7 protein-coding genes, 1 tRNA gene and 2 pseudogenes (1 of these 10 cut by a window edge) are annotated in these 25411 nt (G+C 66.8%); 6 read left to right on the top strand and 4 right to left on the bottom strand.

Going from position 1 to position 25411, the window contains the following annotated elements; translation table 11 throughout:
* Positions 1–19 precede the first annotated feature (19 nt).
* Positions 20–1150: pseudogene (locus QSK05_RS24070) on the top strand (pectate lyase family protein); the annotation flags it as partial.
* Between the two features lie 170 nt (positions 1151–1320).
* Entirely contained in the window at positions 1321–3135 is a 1815-nt protein-coding gene (locus tag QSK05_RS24065) for a right-handed parallel beta-helix repeat-containing protein (protein ID WP_285599568.1), read from the top strand.
* A 270-nt stretch (positions 3136–3405) separates the two neighbouring features.
* Here the strand turns inward: QSK05_RS24065 and QSK05_RS24060 are convergent, their stop codons facing one another.
* Positions 3406–3630, bottom strand: coding sequence for a hypothetical protein (locus QSK05_RS24060; protein ID WP_285599567.1), 225 nt, complete (start codon positions 3628–3630; stop codon positions 3406–3408).
* Between the two features lie 102 nt (positions 3631–3732).
* Here QSK05_RS24060 and QSK05_RS24055 point away from each other — a divergent pair, with 102 nt between their 5' ends.
* The 4 genes and pseudogenes from QSK05_RS24055 to QSK05_RS36455 form a co-directional block, all read left to right on the top strand.
* Entirely contained in the window at positions 3733–4074 is a 342-nt protein-coding gene (locus tag QSK05_RS24055; RefSeq protein WP_285599566.1) for a hypothetical protein, read from the top strand.
* Between the two features lie 331 nt (positions 4075–4405).
* The gene (locus QSK05_RS24050; RefSeq protein WP_285599565.1) at positions 4406–5410 is read left to right on the top strand and encodes a type IV toxin-antitoxin system AbiEi family antitoxin domain-containing protein; all 1005 of its coding nucleotides are present in this window, start codon (positions 4406–4408) and stop codon (positions 5408–5410) included.
* On the top strand, positions 5407–6315 hold the full coding sequence (locus tag QSK05_RS24045; protein ID WP_285599564.1) for a nucleotidyl transferase AbiEii/AbiGii toxin family protein: 909 nt from the start codon (positions 5407–5409) through the stop codon (positions 6313–6315). The genes QSK05_RS24050 and QSK05_RS24045 overlap by 4 nt, the downstream gene beginning before the upstream one ends.
* Before the next feature lie 931 nt (positions 6316–7246).
* Positions 7247–7330, top strand: a pseudogene (locus tag QSK05_RS36455) (bifunctional ornithine acetyltransferase/N-acetylglutamate synthase); the annotation flags it as partial.
* 234 nt (positions 7331–7564) lie between these two features.
* On the opposite strand, the gene QSK05_RS24035 reads toward QSK05_RS36455, so the two are convergent.
* From QSK05_RS24035 to QSK05_RS24025, 3 genes are all read right to left on the bottom strand, one after another.
* Positions 7565–7640: transfer RNA gene (locus tag QSK05_RS24035), tRNA-Ala, on the bottom strand.
* Positions 7641–7810: 170 nt separating this feature from the next.
* The gene (locus QSK05_RS24030; RefSeq protein WP_285599562.1) at positions 7811–9397 is read right to left on the bottom strand and encodes a pectate lyase family protein; all 1587 of its coding nucleotides are present in this window, start codon (positions 9395–9397) and stop codon (positions 7811–7813) included.
* Positions 9398–9623: 226 nt separating this feature from the next.
* A protein-coding gene (locus tag QSK05_RS24025; RefSeq protein WP_285599561.1) for a WXG100-like domain-containing protein crosses the window boundary here: on the bottom strand, positions 9624–25411 show its 3' portion. 13420 nt of this gene lie beyond the right edge of the window; 15788 of the gene's 29208 nt are visible here — the last part of the coding sequence; its start codon lies off the right edge, out of view; it ends in the stop codon at positions 9624–9626.

Below are 25411 nucleotides of genomic sequence, written 5' to 3'. Positions count from 1 at the left end.
CGACGAAAGCGAGACGAAAATGTCGAAAACGAAAAGGTTTCCCTTCCGTTCGGCACTGGCCGCATCGGTGACAGCGGCGGTGATGGGTGTGCCGTTCTTGGCATCTCAGGCCTCAGCGGTGGGTTCGGCGTCGGGGTTCGCGACGCAGAACGGGGGAACGACGGGTGGAGCCGGTGGGGTGACGGTGCGGGCCACCACCGGAACCCAGATCCACCAGGCACTGTGCGGGCGGGCCAGTGCCAGCACCCCGATCGTCATCGAGGTCGCGGGCACGATCACCGTGGGGAACACGGCCAAGGTCTCCGGCAGCTGCAACACGGCCGCCGGTGTCATCGAGATCAAGGACGTCAGCAACGTCACCATCCTCGGGGTGGGTTCGAGCGCGGTGTTCGACCAGATCGGGATCCACCTGCGCAACTCCTCGAACATCATCGTCCAGAACGTCACCGTCCAGAACGTGAAGAAGTCCGGCTCCCCCACCTCCAACGGCGGCGACGCCATCGGCATGGAGACCAACGTTCACAACGTCTGGGTCGACCACGCGACCCTGATCGCCTCCGGTGGGGAGGACGCCGGGTACGACGGACTGTTCGACCTGAAGGCTGACACGAAGTACGTGACCCTCTCGTACAGCGTCCTGAAGAACTCCGGCCGTGGTGGCCTCGTCGGGTCCAGCGACAGCGACACCGGGAACGGCCCGATCACCTACCACCACAACCTGTACTCGACCATCGAATCCCGCACACCGCTGCTGCGGGCGGCGACCGCCCACATCTACAACAACTACTACCTGAACCTCACCAAGTCCGGGATCAACTCCCGGGACGGCGGCCGGGCCAAGGTCGAGAACAACTACTTCAAGGACTCCAACGACGTCCTGGGCACCTTCTACACCGACCTACCCGGCTACTGGCAGGTCAGCGGCAACATCTTCGACAACATCACCTGGACGGCCAAGAGCAGCGAGAACAACCCGGCCGGACCCAACCCGGTGTCGAACACCACCATCAGCATCCCCTACTCCTACTCCCTGGACCCGGCCTCCTGCGTGCCCCAGATCGTCACCGCCACCGCCGGCGCCGGCACCGGCCTGAAAACCTCCGACGGCAGCTGTTCCGTCCAGGCCGCCATCCCGGCGGCCGGAACCACGTCTTTCGGGCTCCAGGGTGAGGCCACGGGTACGGCCGGCATCGTGTCCTGACCGTCCCCGAGGACGCGCTGTTTTCCGGGCCATGGGCGGCCTTTCCGCAAGGGCCGCCCATTGCTGCCCCGTCCCGAACCTCAGCCCCATCCCTCGCGAGAAGAAGGAGAGACACCCTGATGTCACACTCACCACGCGCCCGAGGGCTGCGCCGGCTCGCCGGCGCCGGCGGACTGGTCATGCTGATCGCCGCCGGGATCGCCATCACCAGCAGCAACGCCCAGGCGGCCACTGTGTTCACTGCCGATTTCGAGTCGGGCAGCACGAGCGCCTGGTCCAAGTCGGGCGGCACCTGGTCACTCGTCAGCGACGGCTCGCAGACGCTGCGCCAGACCAACGCGAGCAGCGAGAACGCCCGCGAGTTCGCCGGTGACACCTCATGGACCGACTACACCGCCACCGCGAGGGTCAAGCCGCTCTCGTTCGGCTCCGGCGGCTTCGTCGGTCTGCTCTCGCGGTCGAGCAGCTCGACCACTTTCTACCGCCTCGCGCTGCTTTCCGGGCAGGTGCAGTTGCAGTCCGTGAACAGCGGCAACGTCACCGTGCTGGCGTCCTCGAGCCGGACGGTCTCCACCGGCACCTGGTACACGCTCGGCCTCACGGTCTCGGGGACGACGATCACCGGCACCATCGACGGCACGAGGGTGGGTTCGGGCACGAGTTCGGTGTCGGCCACCGGCCGGATCGGCCTGCAGACCGGTTACGCGTCCGCCGGCTTCGACGACGTCACGGTGAGCACCGGCACGACCACGCCACCCACCACGACGCCGGTCACCCCGACGACGCCGGGCACGGTGCCGACGACGACGGTGCCCGTCACCCCGACGACCACCAGTGCGCCGAGCAACGGCGCGCTCTACGTGTCGCCGAGCGGCACCGCCGGCGCGGCCGGCACGATCTCGGCGCCGACCACCCTCGCCTCGGCGGTCACCCGGGTCGCCGCCGGGGGGACGATCTACCTGCGCGGTGGCACCTACTCGCTGTCCACGACGCAGACCATCGCGGCGGGCAACAACGGCACTGCCAGCGCCTACAAGACGCTCTCGGCCTACCCCGGTGAGACTCCGGTGCTGAACTTCTCGGCCATGGCCGAGGCTGACGCCAACCGCGGCCTCGCCCTGAACGGCAACTACTGGCACGTCTACGGCATCCAGGTCACCCGTGCCGGAGACAACGGCATCTTCGTCGGTGGCAGCAACAACATCATCGAGCGCATCGTCACCAGCTTCAACCACGACAGCGGCCTGCAGATCTCCCGCATTTCCTCCACCACTGCCAGTTCGGCCTGGCCGGCCAACAACCAGGTGCTCAGCTCCGAGTCGCACGACAACGCCGACTCCGACGGTGAAGACGCCGACGGCTTCGCCGCCAAGCTCACCGTGGGCACCGGCAACGTCTTCCGGTACGACGTCTCGCACAACAACATCGACGACGGCTGGGACCTCTACACCAAGACCGACACCGGCGCGATCGGCCCGGTGACGATCGAAGACTCACTGGCCTACAACAACGGCACCCTCACCGACGGGACCGTGAACACGGCCGGGGACCGCAACGGCTTCAAGCTCGGCGGCGAGGACATCCAGGTCAACCACATCATCCGGCGCAACATTGCCTACCACAACGGACACCACGGCTTCACCTACAACAGCAACCCCGGCTCGATGACGATCACCAGCAACCTCAGCATCGACAACGCCGAGCGCAACTTCTCATTCGACGAAGGCACCTCCACCTTCCGCAGCAACACCTCGTGCCGGTTCACCGTGGACGGTTCCAACGACAAGACCGTCGGCACCGTCGACAGCACGAACCAGTTCTGGACCGGCACCAACGGATCGCGCTGTGCTTCCTACAGCGGTGCGCTGGCCTGGTCGTTCGCCTCTAACGGCACGCTGGTCACCACTTTCGGAGGCAAGGTCGTCACCTTCTGACCCAGCCGATCCACGAATCCACCGCTTCACGGAGCCGGGACCGGCGCACACAGAACACCACGCGCTACGAACGCCCCCAGAGAAAATGGCCGGGCCGACAATGTCGGCCCGGCCAGTAGCTTTGCCCCGGCCAGAGGGCCTTCCCGGACGTCCAGGATCGGGACTGTCCGGAAACCTCTCACGGTCCCTTCGATCACACCGATGACGAACCGGAAGACTGGTTGGCAGAAGGCATCCGGAACCAGCACCGGCGTGCCCAGCAGCGTGTTATCAGCGCCGGTTGCGGGGATGTTGCTGAGCGGTCCGCTCGTTGCCGTGTTTGTAGTTCCCGGTGATGCGCGCCATCAACTCCTGCGGATCGTCGCTGTCCACGTCGGTCAAGAAGCGGGCCACGGCGGTGCCGCGAAGTACAGCCGCAGAGCGGCCGTGGTGGAGCACCTCGACGTCCCCGTTCTTGCGGATGCGATGGGTGAATCCTTCAGGTGCACCAGACATGGCTGTATCGTCCTCGCCGGCGGAGCCGAACGCGATCGATTTTCCCTTTCCCGGCGGCCGGGCTCGAGGCGCTGGCGCAAGGGCTCCCAGGAGCGACCCAGAATGATCACGGCCACCTCGGAGCCGGCGGTGTTCAGCGAGATCATCTGCTGGGTCGTCCCGGACCTGGTGGACGAACATCCGCCTCGTCGCCGGCGAGAGAGTGCGCTCACGGTCGAGCAGGCGCCCTCCTGCACCAGCTGCTGCAGCGGAAGCAAGCACACGGCGGTGACGAAGGCTGCCGCGGTGATGCCCAGCCGGGCCCTCTCACCCTGGTTCAGCTCACCCGTGCCCAACGCCACGACAGATGCAACGGGACCGGCAAGTTCTCCCTCCTCGAGTGCTTCGGTGCGCGCATTCGGGGGTTTTCTCTCGATCGGCTGGCGGGCAGCGATGCGGCGCTGATCGTCGACTTCTGGCGCACAGCGGACGAACAGGGCTGGACCGACTTGCGGTTCTCGACCCTTCTCTTCAGCTCCACCACCACGTCATACCTGGGCCTCGGCGAACGAGCTCTAGCAGCTGATATGGGCGCCAAACGGACATTGACCGGGTCACCATGAGTGGGCTTGGCCAGACAGCACCGCCTTCGTCCCTTGAGCCTGCTCCTCCTCCAGCAAGGCCATCCACCCCACCAGACGCGCAGGCAGCCTCCAACGTGATCGTCGTTCTGCATAAGTAACAGAACTCCGGATGCGACCTGCAAAAGTATCCATCTGAGTGTTACATTTGCAGCATGAGTGTGATGGCTGCCGTCGAAGTTGCTTCACTGGCTGCCAGCCAGTGGGGCCTGATCACCGCCGCCCAGGCATCGCAGGCCGGCATTGCCCGCATGCAACTGACACGAATGGTCAAGGTCGGGCTGCTCGACCGGGTGATACACGGCGTCTATGCCACGCCCGGGGTTCAGGCCGATCAATATCTGGACCTGCGTGCTGCCTGGCTCGCACTCGCACCCGAGGCAACAGCCGAAGCCCGTCTCACGGACCTCACCGCTGCGGGCGTCGTCTCCCATGCAAGCGCGGCCCAGCTACTAGGCGTGGGCGACCTGATCGCTGATGAGCACGAGTTCACGGTCCCCCATCGTCACCAGACCAGACGAGCAGGGCTCCGCGTCCGCCGAGGCACACTGAAACCGGAAGAGATCACCATCTCGAACGGCCTGCCCGTGACAACGGCAGCCCGTACAGTCGCCGACCTCCTCCTCATCGGCCATGAGCTGGAGCACGTCGCGGCTATCATCGCCGACTCCCTACGTCAGAACCTGACTGACGGTCCGAGCCTTGAAACGGCCCTGGCCCCTGCGGCTCGCCGCCACCACGTTCGCGACGGTTCAGCGCTTCTTCTCCTGCTGCTCGACCTGGCGGGGATGAGCCCCGCCGATCTAGAGCGGCAACTACTCGACAGCGAGCTCGGCCGAGAGCTGGTCGTCAGGGCATCAGGCCGACCCGAGCTCCAGGCCCTCGATCTGCTGTCCAGTTCGCCGGAAACACTTGCCGCCCTCACGCAACTGGCTCAGGTCATCAAGGATTCGACGATCACCAACGACGAACTTGCTCACACACTCGAGATGGTCAGACAGATCAGCTTTCCTGTCGCGCGCATCGATCTCTCGGGGGTGCGAACGGCCCTGGCCGCAGTCGCCCAGACGCAACGAATCTACGACTCAGCAGGTATGCGCGAAGCCTTGGCTTCGGCTGCACAAGCCATGCAGACCGTCGCGAAGAAGGAGGCCCCATGAGCCCGACGGCCTACCGAGATGGCGCGGCAATGTGGCGTGCCGTCACTGACAAGGCCAAATCCACGTCGAGGGCGACCAGCATCCCGTCACAAGAACTGATGCGACGCTTCGTCTATGACCGTTTTCTCGCCCGTGTCTTCGCCGACCCCCACGAACCCTGGGTACTGAAGGGCGGCACCGCAGTGCTCGCCCGGGTCAACGATGCGCGGCACAGCAAGGACGTCGACCTCTTGCGCCGTCTCGGCGACATCGACGAGGCGCTGGCAGCACTTCGACGAGCTTGTGCGCTGGACCTGTCTGATCATTTTCGCTTCGCTATTGGACCCATTCAGTCGGGCGGCGGCGCCACCCAGCAACCCCATGTGACAGGTTCCCGCGTCCAGATCACTGCGTTCTGTGGCGTCGCGCGCCGCGATAGTTTCGGTGTCGATCAGGTCGCGGGATCGCTCATGACCGCCTCTCCAGAACTACGCGTCGCCGAAACCCCTCTTCAGATCAGCGGCCTGGTACCCCCGACGCTGCATCTCTACCCGGTTGTCGATCATGTTGCTGACAAGTTGTGCGCGACCGAGGCGATCTACGGCTCCGGCAATACGTCCAGCCGGGTCCGTGACTTGGTCGACCTCGTCGTCTTCGCACGAACCCAAAAAGTCCTGGGAGAAGACCTTTACGTTGCGATCAAAGCGGAAAGGGCGCACCGCGAGCTGCCGCACAAGGACCAGCTAATCATCCCGGATCCCTGGCGGGCTACCTATCTGCCTCTGGCCAGGAGAACCCCTCGGTGCAGCAACCACCAGAATTTCGACTCCGCCTGCGAACTCGTGGCGACGTTCCTGGAGCCGGCCATGACCGGCGAGGCGCGAACCAAGGTCTGGGAGCCAGCCATCAGCGAGTGGTTGCTGTGACCCCAGTTTCCCCTCCCAGATCCGTCGCCCGAGCAGATGCGCAGCGAACCTTGGCCATGGGACGGCCAGTTCCACGTCTCAGCAGACGCCTTCTTCAACGGCTCCGCCTCGGGGCAGCTGAAGGGTGCCGGAAGGGCGGTCTTTGCCGTCGCCGTCAGTCAAATGTGAGAACCAGTAGGTCGGGACGAACCGATGACCTGAGGGACGGGCCGCAAGGAGGTACTGGAGTCGGCGTATACGTGGCGGTTCCGTCCGGTCCACCGGCTTGGCAGCGTGTGGCCAGACCGTCTTCCGGTCTAAACCCACTGCCAGGAAGGCATTCTGGATCACGCACCGGGTCTCGAGGGATCGGCGGGTAGCCAGTCCCTCAATCAGGTTGCGGTCAACGCGAGTTTCCAGCTTGGGTCGGCGTCGGCGGGCCAGTAAACCCCCGAATGGCCTGCCAGTCGGCGGTCTTCGGTGGCAGCCAGGCGCACGATGCGGCCATTCCCCGCGACCACGGAGCGCGATACTCGGGCTGGATGTGTAGCTGAGAGCAGTGCCGTGCAGACGCTGGCCGGCTGGGCGTGCGCCCCGGTGGCATCTTGGGTCTGGTTGCCCTGCAGGCGCTGGAGGCCGTCGGGCACAATCTTGGGTTCGGCACGTGGAGCTGCGCCTGACCGGCGAGGGGCCGAAGGTGATCGAGGTGAACCCGCGGATCTGCGGCAGCCCGATCACCAGTCTGGTCAGTGTCTCGACCGGCGTGAACCTGATGCAGGAGGCGATCCGCCCGCACTGTGATCTGCCTTCCACCTTGAGGCCGGGCCGGGTGGCGGCGGTCCGCGGCGCTGCGGCCCGCGAGATCTTCACCTCCACCAGTGGAACACTGGTGGGTTTCGAGGGAGTCGATCTGGCGCGGCGCGTGCCCGGGGTGATCCGCCTGGAGATCGACGGCATCGGGGACGGATCGTTCACCGTCTACGGGTGCGACCTGACGGACGGCTACATCCGGATCAACGCCGACTACACCACCTGAGGTCGCCGGACAGCGCCGAAGCGACCCTCATCGACCTCGACCCCGAAGACCCCAACGTCACCATCGCCGGACAGAGCTACACCGAGCCCGTCCACGACCTCATGACCGCTGCCCACCACCCCGAGCCCGAGAAAAAGTCCCCCAAACGAGACAGAGGGACCTTCATCTACGGTCCCTCTGCTGCCTTCTCCGCTGGTCGCATGGAGCACGACACAAGTTCGAATAAGGCTCCTCTGGTGGAGCTGAGGGGATTCGAACCCCTGACCCCCTCCATGCCATGGAGGTGCGCTACCAGCTGCGCTACAGCCCCGCCCCTGATTGGTTGCCCTGCTCAGGAAGCTCCATGAGCATATCCCACTCCGAGGACCACTCCTGACCACCCCCGGCTCAGGGCCGAGCAGCGGAAGCCCCGGACCATGCCGGCCCGGGGCTTCCTGCGTTCTACGCCGGCCCCTTCGAGGGGCCGTTCAGTAGTTCAGATCACTTGGCGTAGGTCTCGAACTCCGTGATCTTCGGGGTGCTCGAGGAGGAGACGATCTCGAAGGTCAGCTTCTTGGTCGAGATCGGGGTGAAGGCCTTGGTGCCCGCGGCCGTGCCCGTGGAGATCGTCTTGCCGCTGGTCTCGTCGATCAGCTTCCACGAGGTGATCTTGCTGCCCGAGGCTTCCTTGATCACGATCGAGCCGACGGTCTTGGCGCTCGACCACTTCACCGAGACGTCACCGGTGCTGCCGCTGGGCGACCAGTAGGTGCTCGTCTTGCCGTCGATGACGTTGCCGAAGCTCGAGCCCGAGGCCTTGCTGCTGCCGTCGGCGCCCGCACCGATCGAGAGGTTGGTGCCCGTCGGGGCGGTCGTGGCGGTGACCGGCGGCGTGGTGCTGGTCACCGGGGGCGTGGTGCTGGTGACCGGCGGGGTGGTGGAGCCCGCGGCGCTGGTGGTGGGCACGCTGGTCGGCGTGCAGGTGCCGTCCGAGACCTTCAGGCCGGTGCCGGCACCGGCGGTGGCCTTGACCACCGCGGGAACGCAGGAACCGGCGTCGAGGGTCGCCGTGTAGGGCACGGTGACGGTGCCGGTGGACGCCATCGAGGCGCCGGCCGGCTTGTTCTCGCTGTCGGCCGCGGTCCAGCTGACGTTGTCGAGCACGTTGCCCGAGGCCTGCCACGTGCCCCCGAGGTTGGTGTAGAACGTGCCCAGAACGTTCGTCGAGTCCTTGAAGTAGTTGTTCTGGACGAGCGCCTTGCCACCGTTACGGGGGTTGATACCCGACTTCGCCAGGCCCTCGTAGTAGTTGTTGTAGATGTGTGCGGTGGCGGCGCGCAGCAGCGGTGCGCGGGAATCGATGTTCTGGTAGTAGTTGTGGTGATACGTGATCGGGCCGTTGCCCGTGTCCGTGTCACTCGAACCCACCAGGCCACCCCGGCCGGAGTTCTTCAGGATGCTGTAAGACAGCGTCACGTACTTGGTTCCGGCCTTCATGTCGAAAAGGCCGTCGTAGCCCTCGTCTTCACCACCGGAAGCCTCGAGGGTGAGGTGGTCGGCCCAGACGTTGGACACGGTGGACTCCATGCTGACCGCGTCACCACCGTTGGAGGTCGGGGAGCCGGACTTCTTCACGTTCTTCACGTGCAGGTTCTGCAGGATGATGTTCTTGGAACCACGGATGTGGATACCGATCTGGTCGAACACCGCGCTGCTGCCGACACCGACGAGAGTGACGTTGCTGATCTCTTTCAGCTCGATCACACCGGCCGCCGTGCTGCAGCCACTGCCCGAGACCTTCGCCGTGTTGGCGACGGTGATCGTGCCCGCCACCTGAATGGTGATCGGCGTGCTGGTGCTGGCGCGGCCACACAGAGCCTCGTGAATCTGCGTGCCCGTGGTGGCCTTTACCGTGGTGCCGCCCGCTCCACCGGTGGTGCCGCCGTTCTGCGCCGCGAAGCCGGTCGCGCCACTGGGCTCCGCCGCGGTGGCGCCCTGCAGGTTGACGACCGCCACGGTCGCGCCCGCAGCCACTGCAATAGCAGCCGCGCCGCCAACACCCAGTACGCGCTTGCCCCGTCGCTTCATCGTTGTGGTCCAGCCCTTCGTCGCCGTCCGGCCCCCGCTGCCTGCGGGTTCCTGTCGACGACTCAGACGGGCCGCCGGGCCCGAAAGTTGCCCGGCTAAGTCAGATTTCCGAAAACTTCTGACGAAAGCCGAAAAGCGGAGCCGGGGCGACGGCTGAACCTTTTGCTTGAGTAAAGCCGGCGTCAACATCAGCATGATCACGACCGCGGGACGAGGCCACCGACCGTCACCAGACCCTCTCCTCCACATCGGAGATCTCGACCTCCGAACTGTCATCACTCTGATCAGACGAGTCGTCGTCCGACATCGAGTCTGCGTCGTCCTGATCTGACGAGTCGTCGGAGAGCGCGGCACGGTCGTCGTCCAGCGTCTCAAAGATCAGGCTGTCGGGCTCCATCCCCAGGTCACGCAGGATGCGCGGCAGCATCGCGGGGCCCACCGAAAGATCCTGGAACCTGGTCACCACCCGGATCCGGTCACCCGGCTCGTCCGCCATGACGGTCGGGTCGGGCTCGATCCTGTCGGTCACGAACAGTCCGGCGGGGGTGAGAGTGAGGTAGAACGTCGGGCCGGTCCCGTTGTCCTGCCACCGCGTGGGGAACCCCTGGTGGAACGCCCCGCCGGCGAGGATCTCGTCCAGCCGGCCCGGAGAGGGGTGAGAGAGAGCACTCACCGGTTCGACGGTCACCGTTTCCTCGTCGACCACCACGGTGCGCAACCAGCCCCCGGAGGGTGCCGGAGCGTCCAGACCCCACTGCGGCCGGACGAAGAAACGGGTCGGGTGCTGATCCTCCTGCACGACTCTGATCTCATCACTGGTGAACTGGAACGAGAGTCCGTACATCGTGGCCATACCGACCGCCACCGTCTCTTCGACCCGGGAGATCAGCAGCAGCGAACCGTTCGCCTCCGGGCCGATCTGGGTGAGAGCGCCGAACAGCTCCGTCATGACGCCGGGCTGGGTGCCGTCCAGAACCATCACCTGACCGTAACCGTTGACCCAGGCCACCCAACGCGTGGTCCGGCCTGACCACCGCACCGGAATCACGTTCCACGAGCGCAACCGCACATGAGCCAGGTCCCAGCCCACGCCCGGTTCCAGGGTCAGGCCGTCGAACGGCCCGGTGGTCACCGGCCGGGTGGTCGGTGCGGACCACTGACTCAACGGCAGGCCGGCCACCGGTGCACCCGGCCCGGCCAGATCCGGCTCGATCCGGCGCCAGCCGCCGGCCGGCACGGAATCGACCACGAGCCAGGCGCCGTCATCGGCCTGATGAATCTGGTCCGGGGTGAACCAGAACGGCACCCGCGAGGCTTCCACCAGTTGGGCGGCGAGCTCGGACGAGACGTGAGACACCCGCAGCACCGCCTGGTTCAGCCGTTCCCCGTGCAGGGTGAAGAAGGCCACGAGGCGCTCGGCCACCCCTGGGTCCCCGGCGTCGGCGATGACGAATTCTCCGTCCGCCCCGGCCCAGGCCAGTTCGGGCGGACGCGGTCCAGCCACCTCGTGCGGGTCCTGGCCGCGCTCGGTCGCCAGACCGGCAGCGCCGAGTCGATCGACGAGGCTGTCCGCGGCGAGCGCCGCCCAGTCCGGAGCGGCGATATCGGTGTGGATGAGCGGGACCGATCCAGGGGCCTGTTCAAGAGTGGTCGTGACCCGCGCCTGGTCCGACACCACGAGCCCGGACGCCACCCGGTACTCGTACGTCACCACGGCCGGCTGATTCTGTACGCCTCCCAGCGGGCGACGACGGAACTCCCCCACCGGTACGCCAGACACGTCGGCCAACTGCTGGTCCCAGGGCGGGGCCGGCCAGGAGAGCTGATGCTCGCGGCCCTGAACAGCACCGTCGTAGCGGTCCGGGGCGATGCTGCGCCAGCCCAGGGCCGGCCAGTGGGCCGTGGCCGGCACCGCGTAGTAGATCTCCCCGTGGTCAGCTCCGGAGAACCTCACCCGATCCGGGGTGAAGAAGAACGCAGCCCCGTGGCTGGTGGTTGTCTGCCGGGCCAGTTGTTCCGAGAACCCCGACATCATCAGGACCAGGGGCTCGTCCGCCGTCAGGTCGGTGCTCCCCAGTTCCCGACCGAGTTCTCGACCGACCCGGTCGGTCACGGAACCGGTCGGCTGGATGTCGGGCTGCCGGCCGAACGCCGCGTCGACCCATTCGGCCACCCGGTGACCGGATCGTCCGGAATCACGCACGAGGAGCCTCCCGAACGCGTCCCGGTGCCGGGCGACGTCGCTCTGCCGGGCGGCCAGCCAGGCGAGCCGGTCCTGCGCACCGGTGACCACTTCCCAGCGCAGGTCCTGCCGCGCCTGGTCGCGGATCGCCACCTGTTCCGTGCGTACCCTCTCCAGCACCGTGTGGTGACGTTGCCACTCCTGTGCGCGATCCTCGTCCGGCAGATCCGTATCTCTCAGGCGGTTCACCACCTCGGCCCGGCTGTCCATCACTTCCTGCAGCCAGCCGCTGTCGGAGGGGACCTTCCCGAGCACCATCAGCAGGTTCCTCAGCTGATCGCGCATCGTGATGCGGTCTCCCAGCTCATGTTCCCCTTGTTGCCCGCCCATCAGGCTCGGCGCCAGGTCGAGGAACGTGCTCGGGCGTTGCCGACGTGGGGTGTACCGGACCGTTCCTCGCAGCACCGCCGAGGAGCCCTCCTCGTAGCGGTCCTCCAGAGCGAATCCGTGGGCGATCTCGTGCAGGAGCACGCCCGCCTCGGTGGAGTCGTTGATGACGAACGTGTGCTCCCGGTCAATCGGGTCACCGGCTCCCCGCACCCTCATGATGTGGTGGGCCCCGAACGGTTCGTCCACGCGTTCCCAGCGGTAGCGCAGGTGGTATCGGTGGCCCTCCACCTCAAGAGGCGGAGCGTCGTTCAGGGCGTCGTCCCAGCGTCGGCCGACAGCATCGAGCGTCGAGTTCAGCGCCTCGTGGTCCGCCCCGTCGTCGAGATCGAAGTACACCTGCTGGTTCAGCTCGACCACCGATGTACCGGTGTCCAGAGCGAACGTCCGGAACTCGAAGGGCATGGGGGCCAGCGGATCGATCGGCCCGTTGTGCAGGCGACGATCCCGTGTCACCAGGGCGGCCAGCCGGTCGGCCCAGACCCGGGCCCCGCTCGGCGAGACCGTGCTGATCGCGGCCCCGTCCGACGGCTCCTCGTACCCGGCTTCCGTCAGCGAGAGCCCGGCGAGAGCATGCTCCGGAAACTGACCGCTGTCCGCGATCAGTTGATCGATGATCCGGGCCAGGCCGACCGGTCCCAGCGCGACCTGCAGCGAGGCCAGCACGTCGGCGTCGGAGAGGGCCCGGCCCGCGATCGGTCGCGCCATCTGCTCGATCAGACCCAGCATCTGCCGGGCCAGGTCTCGTTGGGCCCGGGTCAGCTGATGTACCGACCGACCGTCCAGAATCGCTGCTGTGTCAGCCGCGACAGCATCGCTGCGGCGCCCCTGACGAGGGTCGTACGTGCCGGCGGCAAACTGCCGGGCGGGTGTCCGGGCCCGGGCCAGCTCGATCGGCACCAGCACTTCCGGTGACAGCGGCGTGCGGATGAACGGGGCCGCGGTGCGCCATCGGGGCCGGGTCATGTCCACCACGAACGACGACGGTTCATAGGTGAATACCGGATCGGATCCAGCCGTCCGAAGCCGTCGGTGGTCGACGGGCAGGACGGCTCCCGGTAGTGCCTCGCCGTCCCGGTCGCGGGTACGGGACGGACGCCCGGTGAACAGCGTCTCCCACCGCTCTCGCATCGCCGTCTGGGCCACCGCGGCCAGATCGTCGTCGTCGATGTCGTAGAGCACGACCAGCTGTTCGTGCTCCGGGGCGATCAGAGAGGCACTGCGGTTCAGGCGTGGCCGCTCGCTGACCAGCCAGCCGGCAGCAATCCGGAAGACCCTCATCGTACGGAGCAGAGCACTGCGCGGCTCGCGGATCCGCAGCGCCGACTCCAGATGGTCGACCGCGGACGGCAGAGCACCCAGACGTCGCTCAGGATCGGTGATCGGGTAACTCAGGTACCGGCTGGATCCGGTGCCGGCCGGCGTATCCGGATCGATACCGGGTTGCGCCCGGACCCATCCGGCCGCCGGGTCGGCCAGCTGGGTGGAGACGAAGTACAGCGAGTTCAGATCGGTGTCGGCCATGATCTGGTCGCGGGTGAACCAGATCGGCGTGCCGATGGCTGCCGCCAGGTTCGCGGCGAAGGAGGAAGGCGTCCGGGACATCACCAACCGGGCCCCCGCCAGGTCGGAGCCGTGCAGACTCCGCCGGTACTTCTGCAGGTTGTCGGCCAGGTGCACCCGGTGATCCTCGGGAACCTCACCGAACTCGTTGCTCACCGGAGCCCTCGCTGTTCCGGTGGCCACGATGAGCGGCCCGGGTGCCAGGTCCGGCCAGACCGTGTGCTCGTCGTCTCCCGCAGTCTCCAGCCCCGGACGGTGACTCAGAATCTCCGGGGTCAGGCCCCTCTGCGCGAACGCGGAGGTGATCCGATGGCGCGCGGCCAGGTGCAGGTTCGCTGCGGTGAACGCGAGGTGGACCACCGGCCGGGCGCCCGGCGCGCGGTCGGTGTACTGACGATGCGCGCCCGGCCGGTCCGACAGCACGATTCCCGAGGGGACCTCATGGAGGTGGACGGCAACCGCGAAGGCGGCGTCCAGCTGGTGCAGGAGCAGGAACGGGGTACGACCGGCCAAGGATCCGACGAGGTCGCGGACGTCGGTCGCCCAGGCCGGTTCCGGCAGCACGAACAGACGCTCCGGTCGGGTCCCGGGCGGCGTGGTGTCGTCGGACGAGCGCCAGCCGGGAGCCGGCGCCGTCCGGGCCCAGGGGGCCGACAGGTACGCCGGTGCACCGGTCGCATCGAACGTGGTGATGTTGCCCGAGGTGAACCAGACCTGCGCGCCCTCGGTGCCGGCCAGGCGCCGGGCCAGGTCCGGGCTCACCCCGGCCGCGAGAATGACCACCTGGTCGAGGCTCTCCCCCACCGAGCGCCGCTGGTCGGCGAAAAGTGTCAGCCGATCGGCCACCGCGGGGTCGCGGGCGTCGACGACGATGGGCCGATCTTGACGGTCCACCCAGACCAGCGTCTGTTGCGTCCGCCCGTCCGGACCAGGGAGGGCAGACAGCGAGAACTCGCCCGTCATCTCCAGGTCCGGCTCCGGGGTGAGCGTCTCCTGAGAATCCTCGGACGCCTCGGACTCCTCATCGGACCAGATCTCGGCGTCCTTGGTCTCCTCCTCGCTGTCGGACCAGGAGCGGGCATTCCTGGCCGGCCGTCCCTGATGCGGGTCGAGGGGTGCCGACGGATCAGCCGGCGCATCGCTCAGGAGACCATGACGGTGTTGCCGGCCGGGTGAGAGGGGCGGAACCGACGGCCCGTCCGGAGCCACCCGCACGATCTCGACGGTGAAGGCGTGCGACCTGCTCCGCGCGAACCGGCGCAGGTCACGCTGGAACTTCACCGCGTCTTCCTGGCTCAACGCCGTCTGCCCCTCATCACCGGGCCCCCAGGCGATGACGATCTCGCTCACCTGGTGCCAGCCGAGCGGGCCGTGGATCTGGGCCTCGAAGGCCGCCGGCGGAGCCGACGGATCGGCCAGATCGATTTCCTGGTGAAGCTTTTGGTCGTACCGGAAATCGGTGGCCTCTCCCAGCAAGTAGCGCACCTGGTCGGGTGGGCCCAGGGCGATCAGACTGTACAGACGCTCCTGATCGGTGTATCCGTCGAGAGAGTCCCGGCTCGGTAGGGGCGTGAACGTCGCTCTCTCGCGAACTGACTCGTCCATCGTCACAACAATTCCCGGCCCGGACACCACCGACGTGCGCCCGGCCGGTCGCGGCAGGAGGACAGCATAGGTGGGCATCTGATCGGGCTGCTTCGCCAGGAACGAGTCGTGATGGTCTTCCTCCGACTGCTCCGGGGAACGCCGGACCATAGCCTGCCCGTAACCCATGCCTTGTTCCGCCACCCCCTGAGCCCGGTTGGCCGCCGGATCCCCATCCGCTGGACGGCGCTGCCAGGACGTCGGGAAGTATTCTTCCCGGGTCAGCGTTTTGAGGAAATAGTCCATGGTGTCGAGGGCACCGGGCGCCTCCGTGGACGAGGGGTAGACCTGCCCGATCGGCCAGGTCCGCAGGTGATGATGTGCCTGAGCCACGATCTGAGCCGCCCGGGCGAGCGGATAGCCGGCGCCGTATGCGCGATTCAGCTCGGCGACCCGATCGATCGCCTGCTGCCTCATCTGCTCGTGTCGTGCGGCACCTCGCAGACCGGCCGACTCCAGGGCCCAGATCTGCGACGGCAGTAGCGCTTCCCAGCTCCGGTGGAACACCGCCGTTTCCTCGGAGAGCACCGGGTCGGCCCACTGCCGGTCGGGCTGCTTGCGACGGGTCCAGTCCCGGGGGTCCCTCGGGTCCCGCTCCCGCGGGCCCGGTGACGACCCCGAAGACGCCGGAGACGCCGGAGACGGGGAGAACCCGGCATCGGAGGGCTCCACCAGATCGGAATCTTCTGAAACATCAGATACTTCGAACGTTTCCGGAATCGTTGATGGCGCTTCAACTTCCGAGACTTCCTGGGCCTCCTGGGTTTCCTGGGTTTCCTGGGTTTCCTGGGTTTCCTGGGCCATTGACGCAGGCCCTACCTCGGTATCCCCAGGTTCCTGCCCCTGAGTGGATGACACCGTTTCCACGGGGGGCTTCTCGGTGCTGCGCAGCAGGATCGGGCTGACCACCCAGCGCTGCCTCCCGGCACCCCTGATCTCCAGGACCGCGACCGCCCGGACCAGGTATCCGAAGGTGGCAGCGGCATTCGTCTCGGTGCTGGTTCCGAACCGGAGAATTTCCCGGCGCTGGCTGTTCAGCACCGACCGGTTGCCCCGCGATGTCACCGCACCGGTCACCGGAGTCGACAGACCCAGCTTCGTGGAATCCCCCAGCCCGACAGTGGGCGCGAATCCGAGGTTCACACCGTTCTGGCTGACCGTCTGCTCGAACGATCCGTCGTTGTTCACCTCGATGTGGTCGATGCCGATGTTCTTACTGCGACGATCTACCTCAGCACCATGGATGGTGAGGCTGATCGTGATACCGGAAGCGTTTCCACCGGAGAGGAACGCATCACCACCACTGCCCAGCTCCAACGCCCCGGCGTCGATGAACTGGTTGAGCCGGACGAACATGCCCTCGCTGGATGTACTCGTCGGCGGTAGCGAGGGATTCAGTCCGCCGGCTCCCACCTCTACCAGGGCCTCCTGCAGCTGCTCGATCCCGTCGAGCCGGTACACCTGCACCGGGCGCCGAGGCGTCCATTCGCCTCGGTTGATCGCCTCCTGCACCAAGGACCGCGAGACGGCCTCGCCGTTCCCGTCCCCCTCGTCCACCTCGTCCTCTATATCGATCGACACCTCATCGGGCCGCACCGACGCGGCGATGCGCGGGTCGTTCTCCAGCACCGCGGGCCGAATGCCGTGCTCGGCGAGGGGATCAGTGCCCGGTTCGGTCTCCTTGGTGTGGAAACGGATCGCGACCTGGGCCTGGACCACACCGCTGCCGGAGTCGCGGAGATCGGCCCTGCCCTCAGCCGGCCCCTGCTGCTCCGCCTGCGCACCCAACTGCAGGACCCTGACCAGATTGATGACGGCGAGCCCGACCGCCGCAGCCAGCTCCGGCCCGCTCCGCACCACGGCGGTGGCCACCCACTGCACCAGCAGCGGTATCAGCATCTCGGTCATGAGCCTGGACTCAACGGTGACCTCGAAGTCGTACGGCACCAGGAACTCACTGGTGTCGTGCAGGTTCCGCTGCCAGGTCCGCTGCTCGCGGGACGAGGTCCGGGCCTGGGTGATGTCACTGCGACTGGTCGCGGTGATCGCCCCGGGCCAGGTCACGTCTTCCTGCGGGTATCCGCGGGTCAGCCCCAGGCTCAGCTCATGACTTCGGGAACTGGTGTCGCTGGTCCGCGTCACCCCGGGGGCACCCAGTCGGGAACCCTTTCCACTGATGTGAGAGTTGACGTTGTCCAGTCCGCCGACCTTCACCCGATGGCCACTGATCCCGGACAGAGTGCCCGGACTTCGCGGATGTGCCCGCAGCGCGATCTCGACCAGCTGTGGTCCCTTCCAGCCGCGGTAGACGAAGTGGAAACGGAGCACACCGCTGGGCCCCAGGTTGACCTGTGTGCGCAGACCGAGCGAGGAGGCATGCTCATTGATCCGGGTCGCCAGACCCGGAACATACGTGGCACTTCCGGGTTTCGTGCTACCCGGTGCCACCGACTCGACCCGGCCGAGAATCTCGTTCTCGAAAGCGCTGCGGCCACCGGCCTGATGAACCTCGGTGACCGTGCCGTACCCGAGCTCGCCACCGCTCGACACGTACCAGGCGGGTAACCGTGGCCGGTTGATACCCGTCCGCTCAACCTCGTCAGCCTCGTCAGCCGGCGGAACCGTGGGACGGGTCAGCACCGACAGTTCGGGATAGTGGTGCAGATCGTTGTCGACCAGGTAGAACTCGATACCGTTCGGGAGGTCGAGTGCCAACTGCGTGACCTGCTGGTGCCGCACCAGCTGTTGCGGCAACTGGGAGAACGCTGCGTTGTTGATGCCCGAACGCACCGTCACCACGTACGTCACCTGAGCCCGGAAGCGATGCGTCTGGACATCGTCCTCGCTGGTCACGCGCATCACACTGCTGGTGTCACTCGACGATTCGCTGTGCTGCCCACCGCGCCCGGCCAGGTAGCGACCGGACATCCCGACCGACGAAAGAACTTTCTTCCGTTCGTCATCATGAGTAACCGAGAGATCGCCCTTCACCGAAACACCGGTACGGACGTCGTGGCCGGTGCTGGTACTCCGGGTGGACGAGACCGTTGACTGGAGCCAGCGCTCGCCGTCCATCAGCGGAGGTCGTTCCATGACTTCCACGTCGCTCAGGTATGCCTGGATCTCGATCTGGACATCGGTTCCTCCGAGCCAGCCGGCCGTCGCCACACCCTCCACCACATAGCGGCCCCGCAAGATCCGGAAAAGGTTGCCGTGCAGCATCTCGGTCGACAGAGCAGTGCGCAGCACCTCATGACCGAACGACTCCGGACTGGTCATGTCGGTGCCGATCGCACCATCGCGCAACCACCGGCCGACCTCCGACACATCACGGGCCCTGGCCCGGGCCCAGATGACCGCACTGTTCTCGGGCGCTTGCTCCATCCTCACGTACGGGACCGGCGAGTCCTGTCGATCCATCGCTTCTGCATCACCGCCGTCGCGATCCGGTACCGACTGCTGCGCAGCAGCGTTCGTCGACAATACGTCCAGGACCAGCTTCTGGATCAGACCGGCGCCCTCGATCCGGTCGACGATGGCAGTCTCGGGTAGGACCAGGCGCTGAAGGGTCATGAGGGCCGGGGAATCGGGGTCGTCCATGACCGGGACATCGACCACCACGCTGTCGGTCTCCCCCGGGACCGGCGCCGGCCCAGCATCTTGCTCCTGCCCGGAGAGTGCTTTCAGCTCGGTGTCATCATGGTCGGTCACCGTGCGGGGCCTGGGATCATCCATCCCCGTGGAGCCGGAGGGCGCTGCCAGCAGCCGGAATTCGGGCACAGCCAGAGTGATATCACCGTCCACCGGCGGTAACTCGATCGTGCTCCCGAAGGTCTCGGCCACGCTCATCCCGTACGTCACCGGCACGGTGAACACGGCGCTGCCCTGTGAGGTGGGACTGAGAAGGTAGTATTCGTGCCCATTTCCGAGCCCTGATGCGCGACTCTCGCTCCGGCCGTAGCTGTACTCCAGAGCCTGCACAGTGACGTTGGACCCGGACGTGACCCCAAAGCTGCTGTTGACGTTGCGCGGCACCTGCGAGAACGTCTCCTCGCCGGCGACGCTGGACCCGACGAAGTTCAGGGTCTGGGTCTTGGGCAGGAGGTACGTCATCGACGTTCCCCGATGAGGAGCCGCCGGATCGTCGTACCTACGCCGGATCCGCAGATCGAGCGTCATCCGGCGGACATGAGTAGGCCCCGGCATCTGGAAGACCATCAGATGTCCACCGGACACCGCATCGTCCAGTGCCGTGCGTAGCGCCGCTCGTGATCTCGCCTGGTCGAAGGTTCGCTGATTCTGCAGCCGCGCAGCGGCCAGGGCGTCCGGGCCGATGAGGTTTCGCACCGTGTGCTGATCCGTGACGGAATTTCCCATCACAGTGAAGAGGCCGGGCTCCTGTACCGGCAGGAATCCCTTGTCCCGCAGTAGGTCCTGCGCCCGGTCGAAGAGCCCCTGGACTCCCTCCACCTCCAGCGGCGTGGTGGACATGCCCAGGCTACGCATGTGCAGAATTTCCGGCGGCAGGAATCGTCCCGGGTCCGCCGCTTCCGTTGCCTCGTTCCCGGTCGCCTCCGAGGGTCCTTCCTCGAGATGCTCCTTTCCGGCGACCAGCAGAACGACCGGATAGGTCGACGTAGCCAGAGATGAGTCCGCCGGAGGGTTCTGGGGGATCCCCTCAGGGCGCACCAGTTGCACCTCCAGGCGCAACTGCGCCGATGCCCGTGGGATCCGGTTCGCCACCCGCAACGATCGCACGACCCGGGCGCTGCCCCCCGACGAGAGGTTGTGAGTGCGCCGCTGAGCTGTTCCTGCTCCGAAAGACATCTGCCAGCTGGGGTCTTTGTCAGGTTTGCCGAAGCCGAGGGAAAGATTGACACCGATTCCCTGAGCATTCTGCGTCGTGGTGACCTGCTGGACCCGCATGGACCGCACGACGTACGACTCCAGTACACCGTTACCGATCGCGACGCCGCCAGGCTCCAGTTCCTCCGCGAAACTCGCTCTCATCCGGAGGTATCCGGTTACGGTTCCGGAGCGATCGGTGAGCAGTGGGCTGGCGACCGTGTTGCCCCAGAGCATCAGTGGCAGATTGCTCCGCAGGGTTCCTTCATCGAGGAATGTCCGCAGGCCCTCCCAGGCGATGTCGGACAGATCACCCGGACCGAACTCGAATGCCGTGATCACGTCCCGCAGCAGCGCCTGTGCATTCGGAAAATTCTCCGCCTCGATCACGGGGGCCAGTTTCAGCGTCGCCAGACGGGGTAATTCCTCTTTTCTGGTCTGACCCGGTTCGTGGGTGGCCAGGTGGTGCGGGAACCAGACCGCCAGGCGGTCGTCCGTCGTCGAATTCACGGTGCGCCAGAGACCGGCGGGCTGCGGCTGCTCGGAAACCAGGTCGGCCAGGCCGCGGTCCAGTCGCTGCATCTGCCACTGCATGGTGAACGAGTAGCGCCACGAACGCTCCCGGCTGCGCTCGATGGAGTAGGCCTGAACGCTCATCCCGGTGTCCACCTGGGTCGACACCTGATTCACCGTCGCCGACAGCTGTGGGGAGACAGTCATCGTCTGCAGAGAGCCCCACCCGATCCCGAAGGTGAACGGGACCCGGCCGGAACCGCTGCGGACGTTCGACGTCCGCTCGGTACTGCCGTTCTCGGGCTGGCTGAAGGTCCAGCGCTGCACCGCGACCATCGGGGTGGGCTGCGCCTCGTCCGGATTCACGACCTCCACCCGAGGCTGGGAAAGACTCAACCGCAGAGCCACCGGGTAACGCCTCCCCTCGTGCATCACCGGTAGGGCATAGCCGGACGTGGAGAGCAAAGCCTCCCAGGCGGTACTCAGCAGCCTTGCGGTCAGGACCGATTGGACCTCCCGCCTCAGCACGACGTCCTGCCCACCGGGCCCGACGATCCGGTCGATGACTGCTTCCTGCAACTGCGTCACCACCGTGTCCGGCACCGGTGTGATGTGGACCAGCGAGCGCGTCGGGCTCCAGCTCCCGTTACCGAAGGTCGCGACCGAAGAGGTGATCCACGGTTCACCGGGCCGGTGCCGGGGCTGCGCCGCAGACTCGGTGTCGTCGGTACCGTCGATGTCGTCGGGGTCCGGTGCCTGCGCGGGTGTTTCGGTGTCCTGATCCGGCCGATCCAGGTCATCCTCGTGCGCACCTTCGTCCAACCCCTCGGCCTGGCCGGCTCCGGCCAGCCAGAACGCTTGCGGACGAGATCGGGCCCGCGTGGTCTGCCGGTCGATCCATCGCATCAGTCCCGAGAGCTCTACGGCCCGTGGGTGCGTCAGATCGGCTCCGTCCCGGTCGGTGACCGTCAGACTGCGTTCGATCGCGCTGTGTTCCCGCTCCAGGCTCCGCATCGTCCGCTCGGCGCGCTGGACCCACGACTGCGTCAGGCCGCTCAGGACCTCGGAGATCTGTTCCGGTGTGCTGCCCCCGACCGTAGCCGCATCCTGCGCGTCGGTGCGAAGCCTGCGGTAGTCGGACCAGAGCTGACGCACCGGCTCGACGTCGTGCTCGGCCCCCGCCTCACGGACCAGGGCGATGCTGGTGAAGACATCCCGCATGGTGATCCGGGGCCGGGCCGGCACACGCCCCATCAAGGTGGGTGCGACATCGCGCGCGAGGGGAATTCTGGTCGTGGTCGTCCGGATGAATCCGGCCGGTCCCGCCTCGCGCCGGTGCTCCTGAATGTCCGCACGACGAAAAACATCGAGACGTCGCGTGCGCTCGTTCCACGACCGGGCCGGATTCTCACCGGTCAGCGCGGCCGGGTCTTCGGGGACGACGGGGCGGCGGTCCAGGTAGCGATCCGGCGCACCGAATCCGTGAAAGATCTCGTGGATCACGACGCCGGGCCCGCTGTCCAGGCCGACCCGTGAGACATCGGCACGTCGGACAGCACCGGGTGGGTAGACCTCGAGCGTCCGGTGAGCCAGGCCGTGGCTCTCGGCCACCTCCCAGCGGTATCGGACCTGGACCAGCTCCCCGGCGTACGAGACCACCGGCGTGTTGTTCACCGCTCGGTCCCACTCCTGCTGGACCTGCTCCGTCATCTCCTGGATCTGCTGACCGGTCACCCCCTCGCGCCCCACGACACGGATGATCTGCGTCAGTTCGAGCACCGTGACGGTACGTCCGGGAGCCTGATCGGTCATCAGGATGTCCTCGGCCGGAAGCTGATACTCCCGGGCCTCGAAGAGCATGGCCGTGCGGGGCTGCATCGGCCCTGACTGCATCGCTGATGCCTCGGACCAGCGGTTCAGGATTCCCTCGAGATCCGGCCCGGCCTGATCGACGGCTTTTCTCAGTTCTGTGAGCAGCTTTTCGTCAGCAGGAACCGGCGGCAGCTGCGAGCCGACGACCCGGACCGCGGGACGGGCGGCCGTCAGCAGGGCCCGGATCCGGCGGGCGAAATCGAGGTCCCGCGCCGTCAGCTCTCCTTCCGTGTCCAGGATCCGCCGGAGCCTCGCGGGGGCATCCGGCTGTGAGGGTGCATCCCACCGGGTGCGCTCCACGAAGCGGAACTGGACCGGCTCGACCTCCTGACGCAGCCGCTCCAGGAGGTCGACCACGTCCGGTGACACGGCGGTCGTCTCGGGAGCGGGGATGCGGGCGAACTCCCACTCGCCGGCGACCTCGAGCCCGTGACGCTCGACGAAATATGCCGTAGCACGGTCGCCCGGTACGTCCCGGTGCACTACTTCGACGGTCGACAGCTGCAGATGCCGCGTCGTCACCTCGACCTCGCTCAGCGCCCGCCCGGGATCGGTGAAGCGGGTGTGGACGACCAGCTGGTCCTGCGGGGGTTCCGCCAGCACCTGTCGGTCGAGTTCGGGCCGGTCAGTGACGAAAACACCCGAGGCAACCCGGAAGACGTAGGTCCAGCGGGCCGTTCCGGTGGAACCGTCGATCTGGTGCCACCGGGTAGAGGTCCCGTCCCGGAAGTAGGGAGAACCGGCCAGATGCTCCTCCCAGGGTGCCACCGGCTGGGACAGCACCCCTTCATGGATCAGCAGACCCGACCCGTCCGGCAAACTCTCAACCGGTTGCTGGGTCTGCGGATCCAGCTGGGTCACCGGTGCCGCCGTCATCCAGCCGCGCAGGCTCTGCGAACCGGCCCCGCTCCTGGCATCGGGCCGAGGCTGCCCCTGGACCTGTGGGCCGGGCACGACGGTGGACACGTAGAACGACCCGTCGGCGGATCGCAGCACGGCGTCGGGCGTGTAGAAGAAGGAAGCGCCCGAGGCAGCGACCAGTTCGAGGGCCAGTTCGTCCGAAACATGGGAGACCGCCACCCGGACGCCCTCGAGTTCGGCGCCTCGCCGTGAGAACTCCTCCACCAGGGTCTGCCTGACCCTGGGATCGGTGGCGTCCCCGGTCATCACCTCGCCGTCGGGACCGGTCATCACCTTGAGCAGAGACCGCCGGGGCACCTCGCCATCGACCGGGTCCGGCCTCAGGTTCTCTGTCGGGACGACGTGTTCGCCGAGCACCCCCTGGTACAGGCTCTCCAGTGAGTCCGGCTCCTGGAGCAGGGCGGGCAACTGTTCAGCGACGCGCGGCCAGGTCCCGTAGAACCGGCGGCCCCCGTCACCGCCGGAACGGATCGCCTCCCACACCCCCGGACCGACCGGCGCCACCAGCGTCAGCCCTTCTCGCAGACCGGCGGAGCCGGCCAGAGCTCGCAGAGTCAGGCCGGTCAGGTGATCGCTGCTGGGCATCAGCACCATCACCTCGGTGCGATCGTCATGGTCCACGATCGGCGCCAGGTAGCGGGCGACGAACTGCGCGGGTGTCAGCTGCTCGTCGTAGGCGGTGATCATCTGGTCACCCACATCGGCTGTCTCGACGGTCTCGGCTGTTGGGGTCAGGTCGAGCTGAACCATCGTCATCCGGGGATCGTCGAGCGCAGACGTCTGCTGGGCCCGGCTCAGCCGGGACGGCGAACGATCGTGTCCCGGCAGGAGCCAGCCCGATCGCACCCGGACCGGCAGCCGCTGCCCCAGCTCGGCGCGTTCCAGCACCATCTGCGGCGAGTAGAGGGCCTGCAGGAGGTTGCGCACCCGGAACGACCTGACGAGTGGAACATCGGTGGTCCCGAACGCGGTTCCCTGCCGGGTGGCCACGAACGTGAAGGTGACCTGGGCATCGAAGAAGACCGGGCCGTACCAGAACGTGCTGAAGGTGCTGCTGACGACACCCGAGGAGGTCCGCAGATCGGACCCCGCCCGGACACTTCGGTCGCTGCTCAGAGTCGCCCCTGGCGGGGCCAGCACCTGAACCCGGTGCTCGTCCGAACCCTCCGGCGGCATATGGGCGAGATCGTTGAAGTTGCCCCACACGCCGAACCCGGTACTGCCGCTCTGGCCGTTCCCCTCCCCGCTGTTGCCCATGTGCTCGCGCATCCGCATCGTGTCGGCCGCCCCGAGCAGGAAAGCATCGGCGAAGGTTCCCGCAGTGGTGGGCGCGGTGAGCCCGAAACTCACCGCCAGTCGCCCGGTCAACTGACGGTCAGCCCGGATCTCTTGCTGCAGGAATACGTTCGAGGCCTGACCACCTGTCCCGTTCTGCAGCAGGTGATTCTCCAGGACACCCGGGTCGGTCAGCATGTGCAGGACGTCCCGGCCCGCGTTGCCCCAGGCCTGTAGGGCGGCGTGATCCCCGCCGTGACTCGCGATCGACCGGTGCCAGCTGTCCAGGAGCAGCCCGAGCTTCTCCGGATCCAGGCGCAGCACCACGTCCTGGTTCTGGATCTGCTGCGCGGTGAAGAGGATCTCGTCCGGCAGGGAATCGGTCACCGGCGTCACGACCGCGGTGCGGTCCGTGGTGGGAGGCGACGGGCGCAGCTGGGCGGTGGGAACTGCCACCGTCTCGCGAATCCTGACCTTGGCCGGTGGAATCCGGGTGGCCACCGCCGAGGGCTGGTCACCGGTCATCCTCTGACCGCGTCGGGCCAGGGTGTGGGCGGCGGTCAGCGTCAGCGCGTTCAGGGCCGGGGAAGGCCGCCAGGCCACCACCAGCTCGATCTGGATCTCCAGGTCACCCACCAGAAAGCTGGTGTCACCCGTGACCCCGAAACCGTCGTAGCGGTAGACGCCGGTGGAACGTGACGTCTGTTCCGAGCGGACCCTGGTAGTGGAGAGATCGGTCACCAGCTGAACCC

Source organism: Kineosporia sp. NBRC 101731 (assembly GCF_030269305.1).
In the GTDB taxonomy this organism is placed as follows: domain Bacteria; phylum Actinomycetota; class Actinomycetes; order Actinomycetales; family Kineosporiaceae; genus Kineosporia.
This window is presented reverse-complemented; position numbering and strand designations above follow the sequence as displayed.

What these genes read in the sequence shown, in the direction of transcription:
- QSK05_RS24050 (WP_285599565.1), top strand. Translation starts at nt 4,406, where the DNA reads ATGAGTGTGATGGCTGCCGTCGAAGTTGCTTCACTGGCTGCCAGCCAG.
- QSK05_RS24055 (WP_285599566.1), top strand. Translation starts at nt 3,733, where the DNA reads ATGATCACGGCCACCTCGGAGCCGGCGGTGTTCAGCGAGATCATCTGC.
- QSK05_RS24065 (WP_285599568.1), top strand. Translation starts at nt 1,321, where the DNA reads ATGTCACACTCACCACGCGCCCGAGGGCTGCGCCGGCTCGCCGGCGCC.
- QSK05_RS24045 (WP_285599564.1), top strand. Translation starts at nt 5,407, where the DNA reads ATGAGCCCGACGGCCTACCGAGATGGCGCGGCAATGTGGCGTGCCGTC.
- QSK05_RS24060 (WP_285599567.1), bottom strand. Translation starts at nt 3,630, where the DNA reads ATGTCTGGTGCACCTGAAGGATTCACCCATCGCATCCGCAAGAACGGG.
- QSK05_RS24030 (WP_285599562.1), bottom strand. Translation starts at nt 9,397, where the DNA reads ATGAAGCGACGGGGCAAGCGCGTACTGGGTGTTGGCGGCGCGGCTGCT.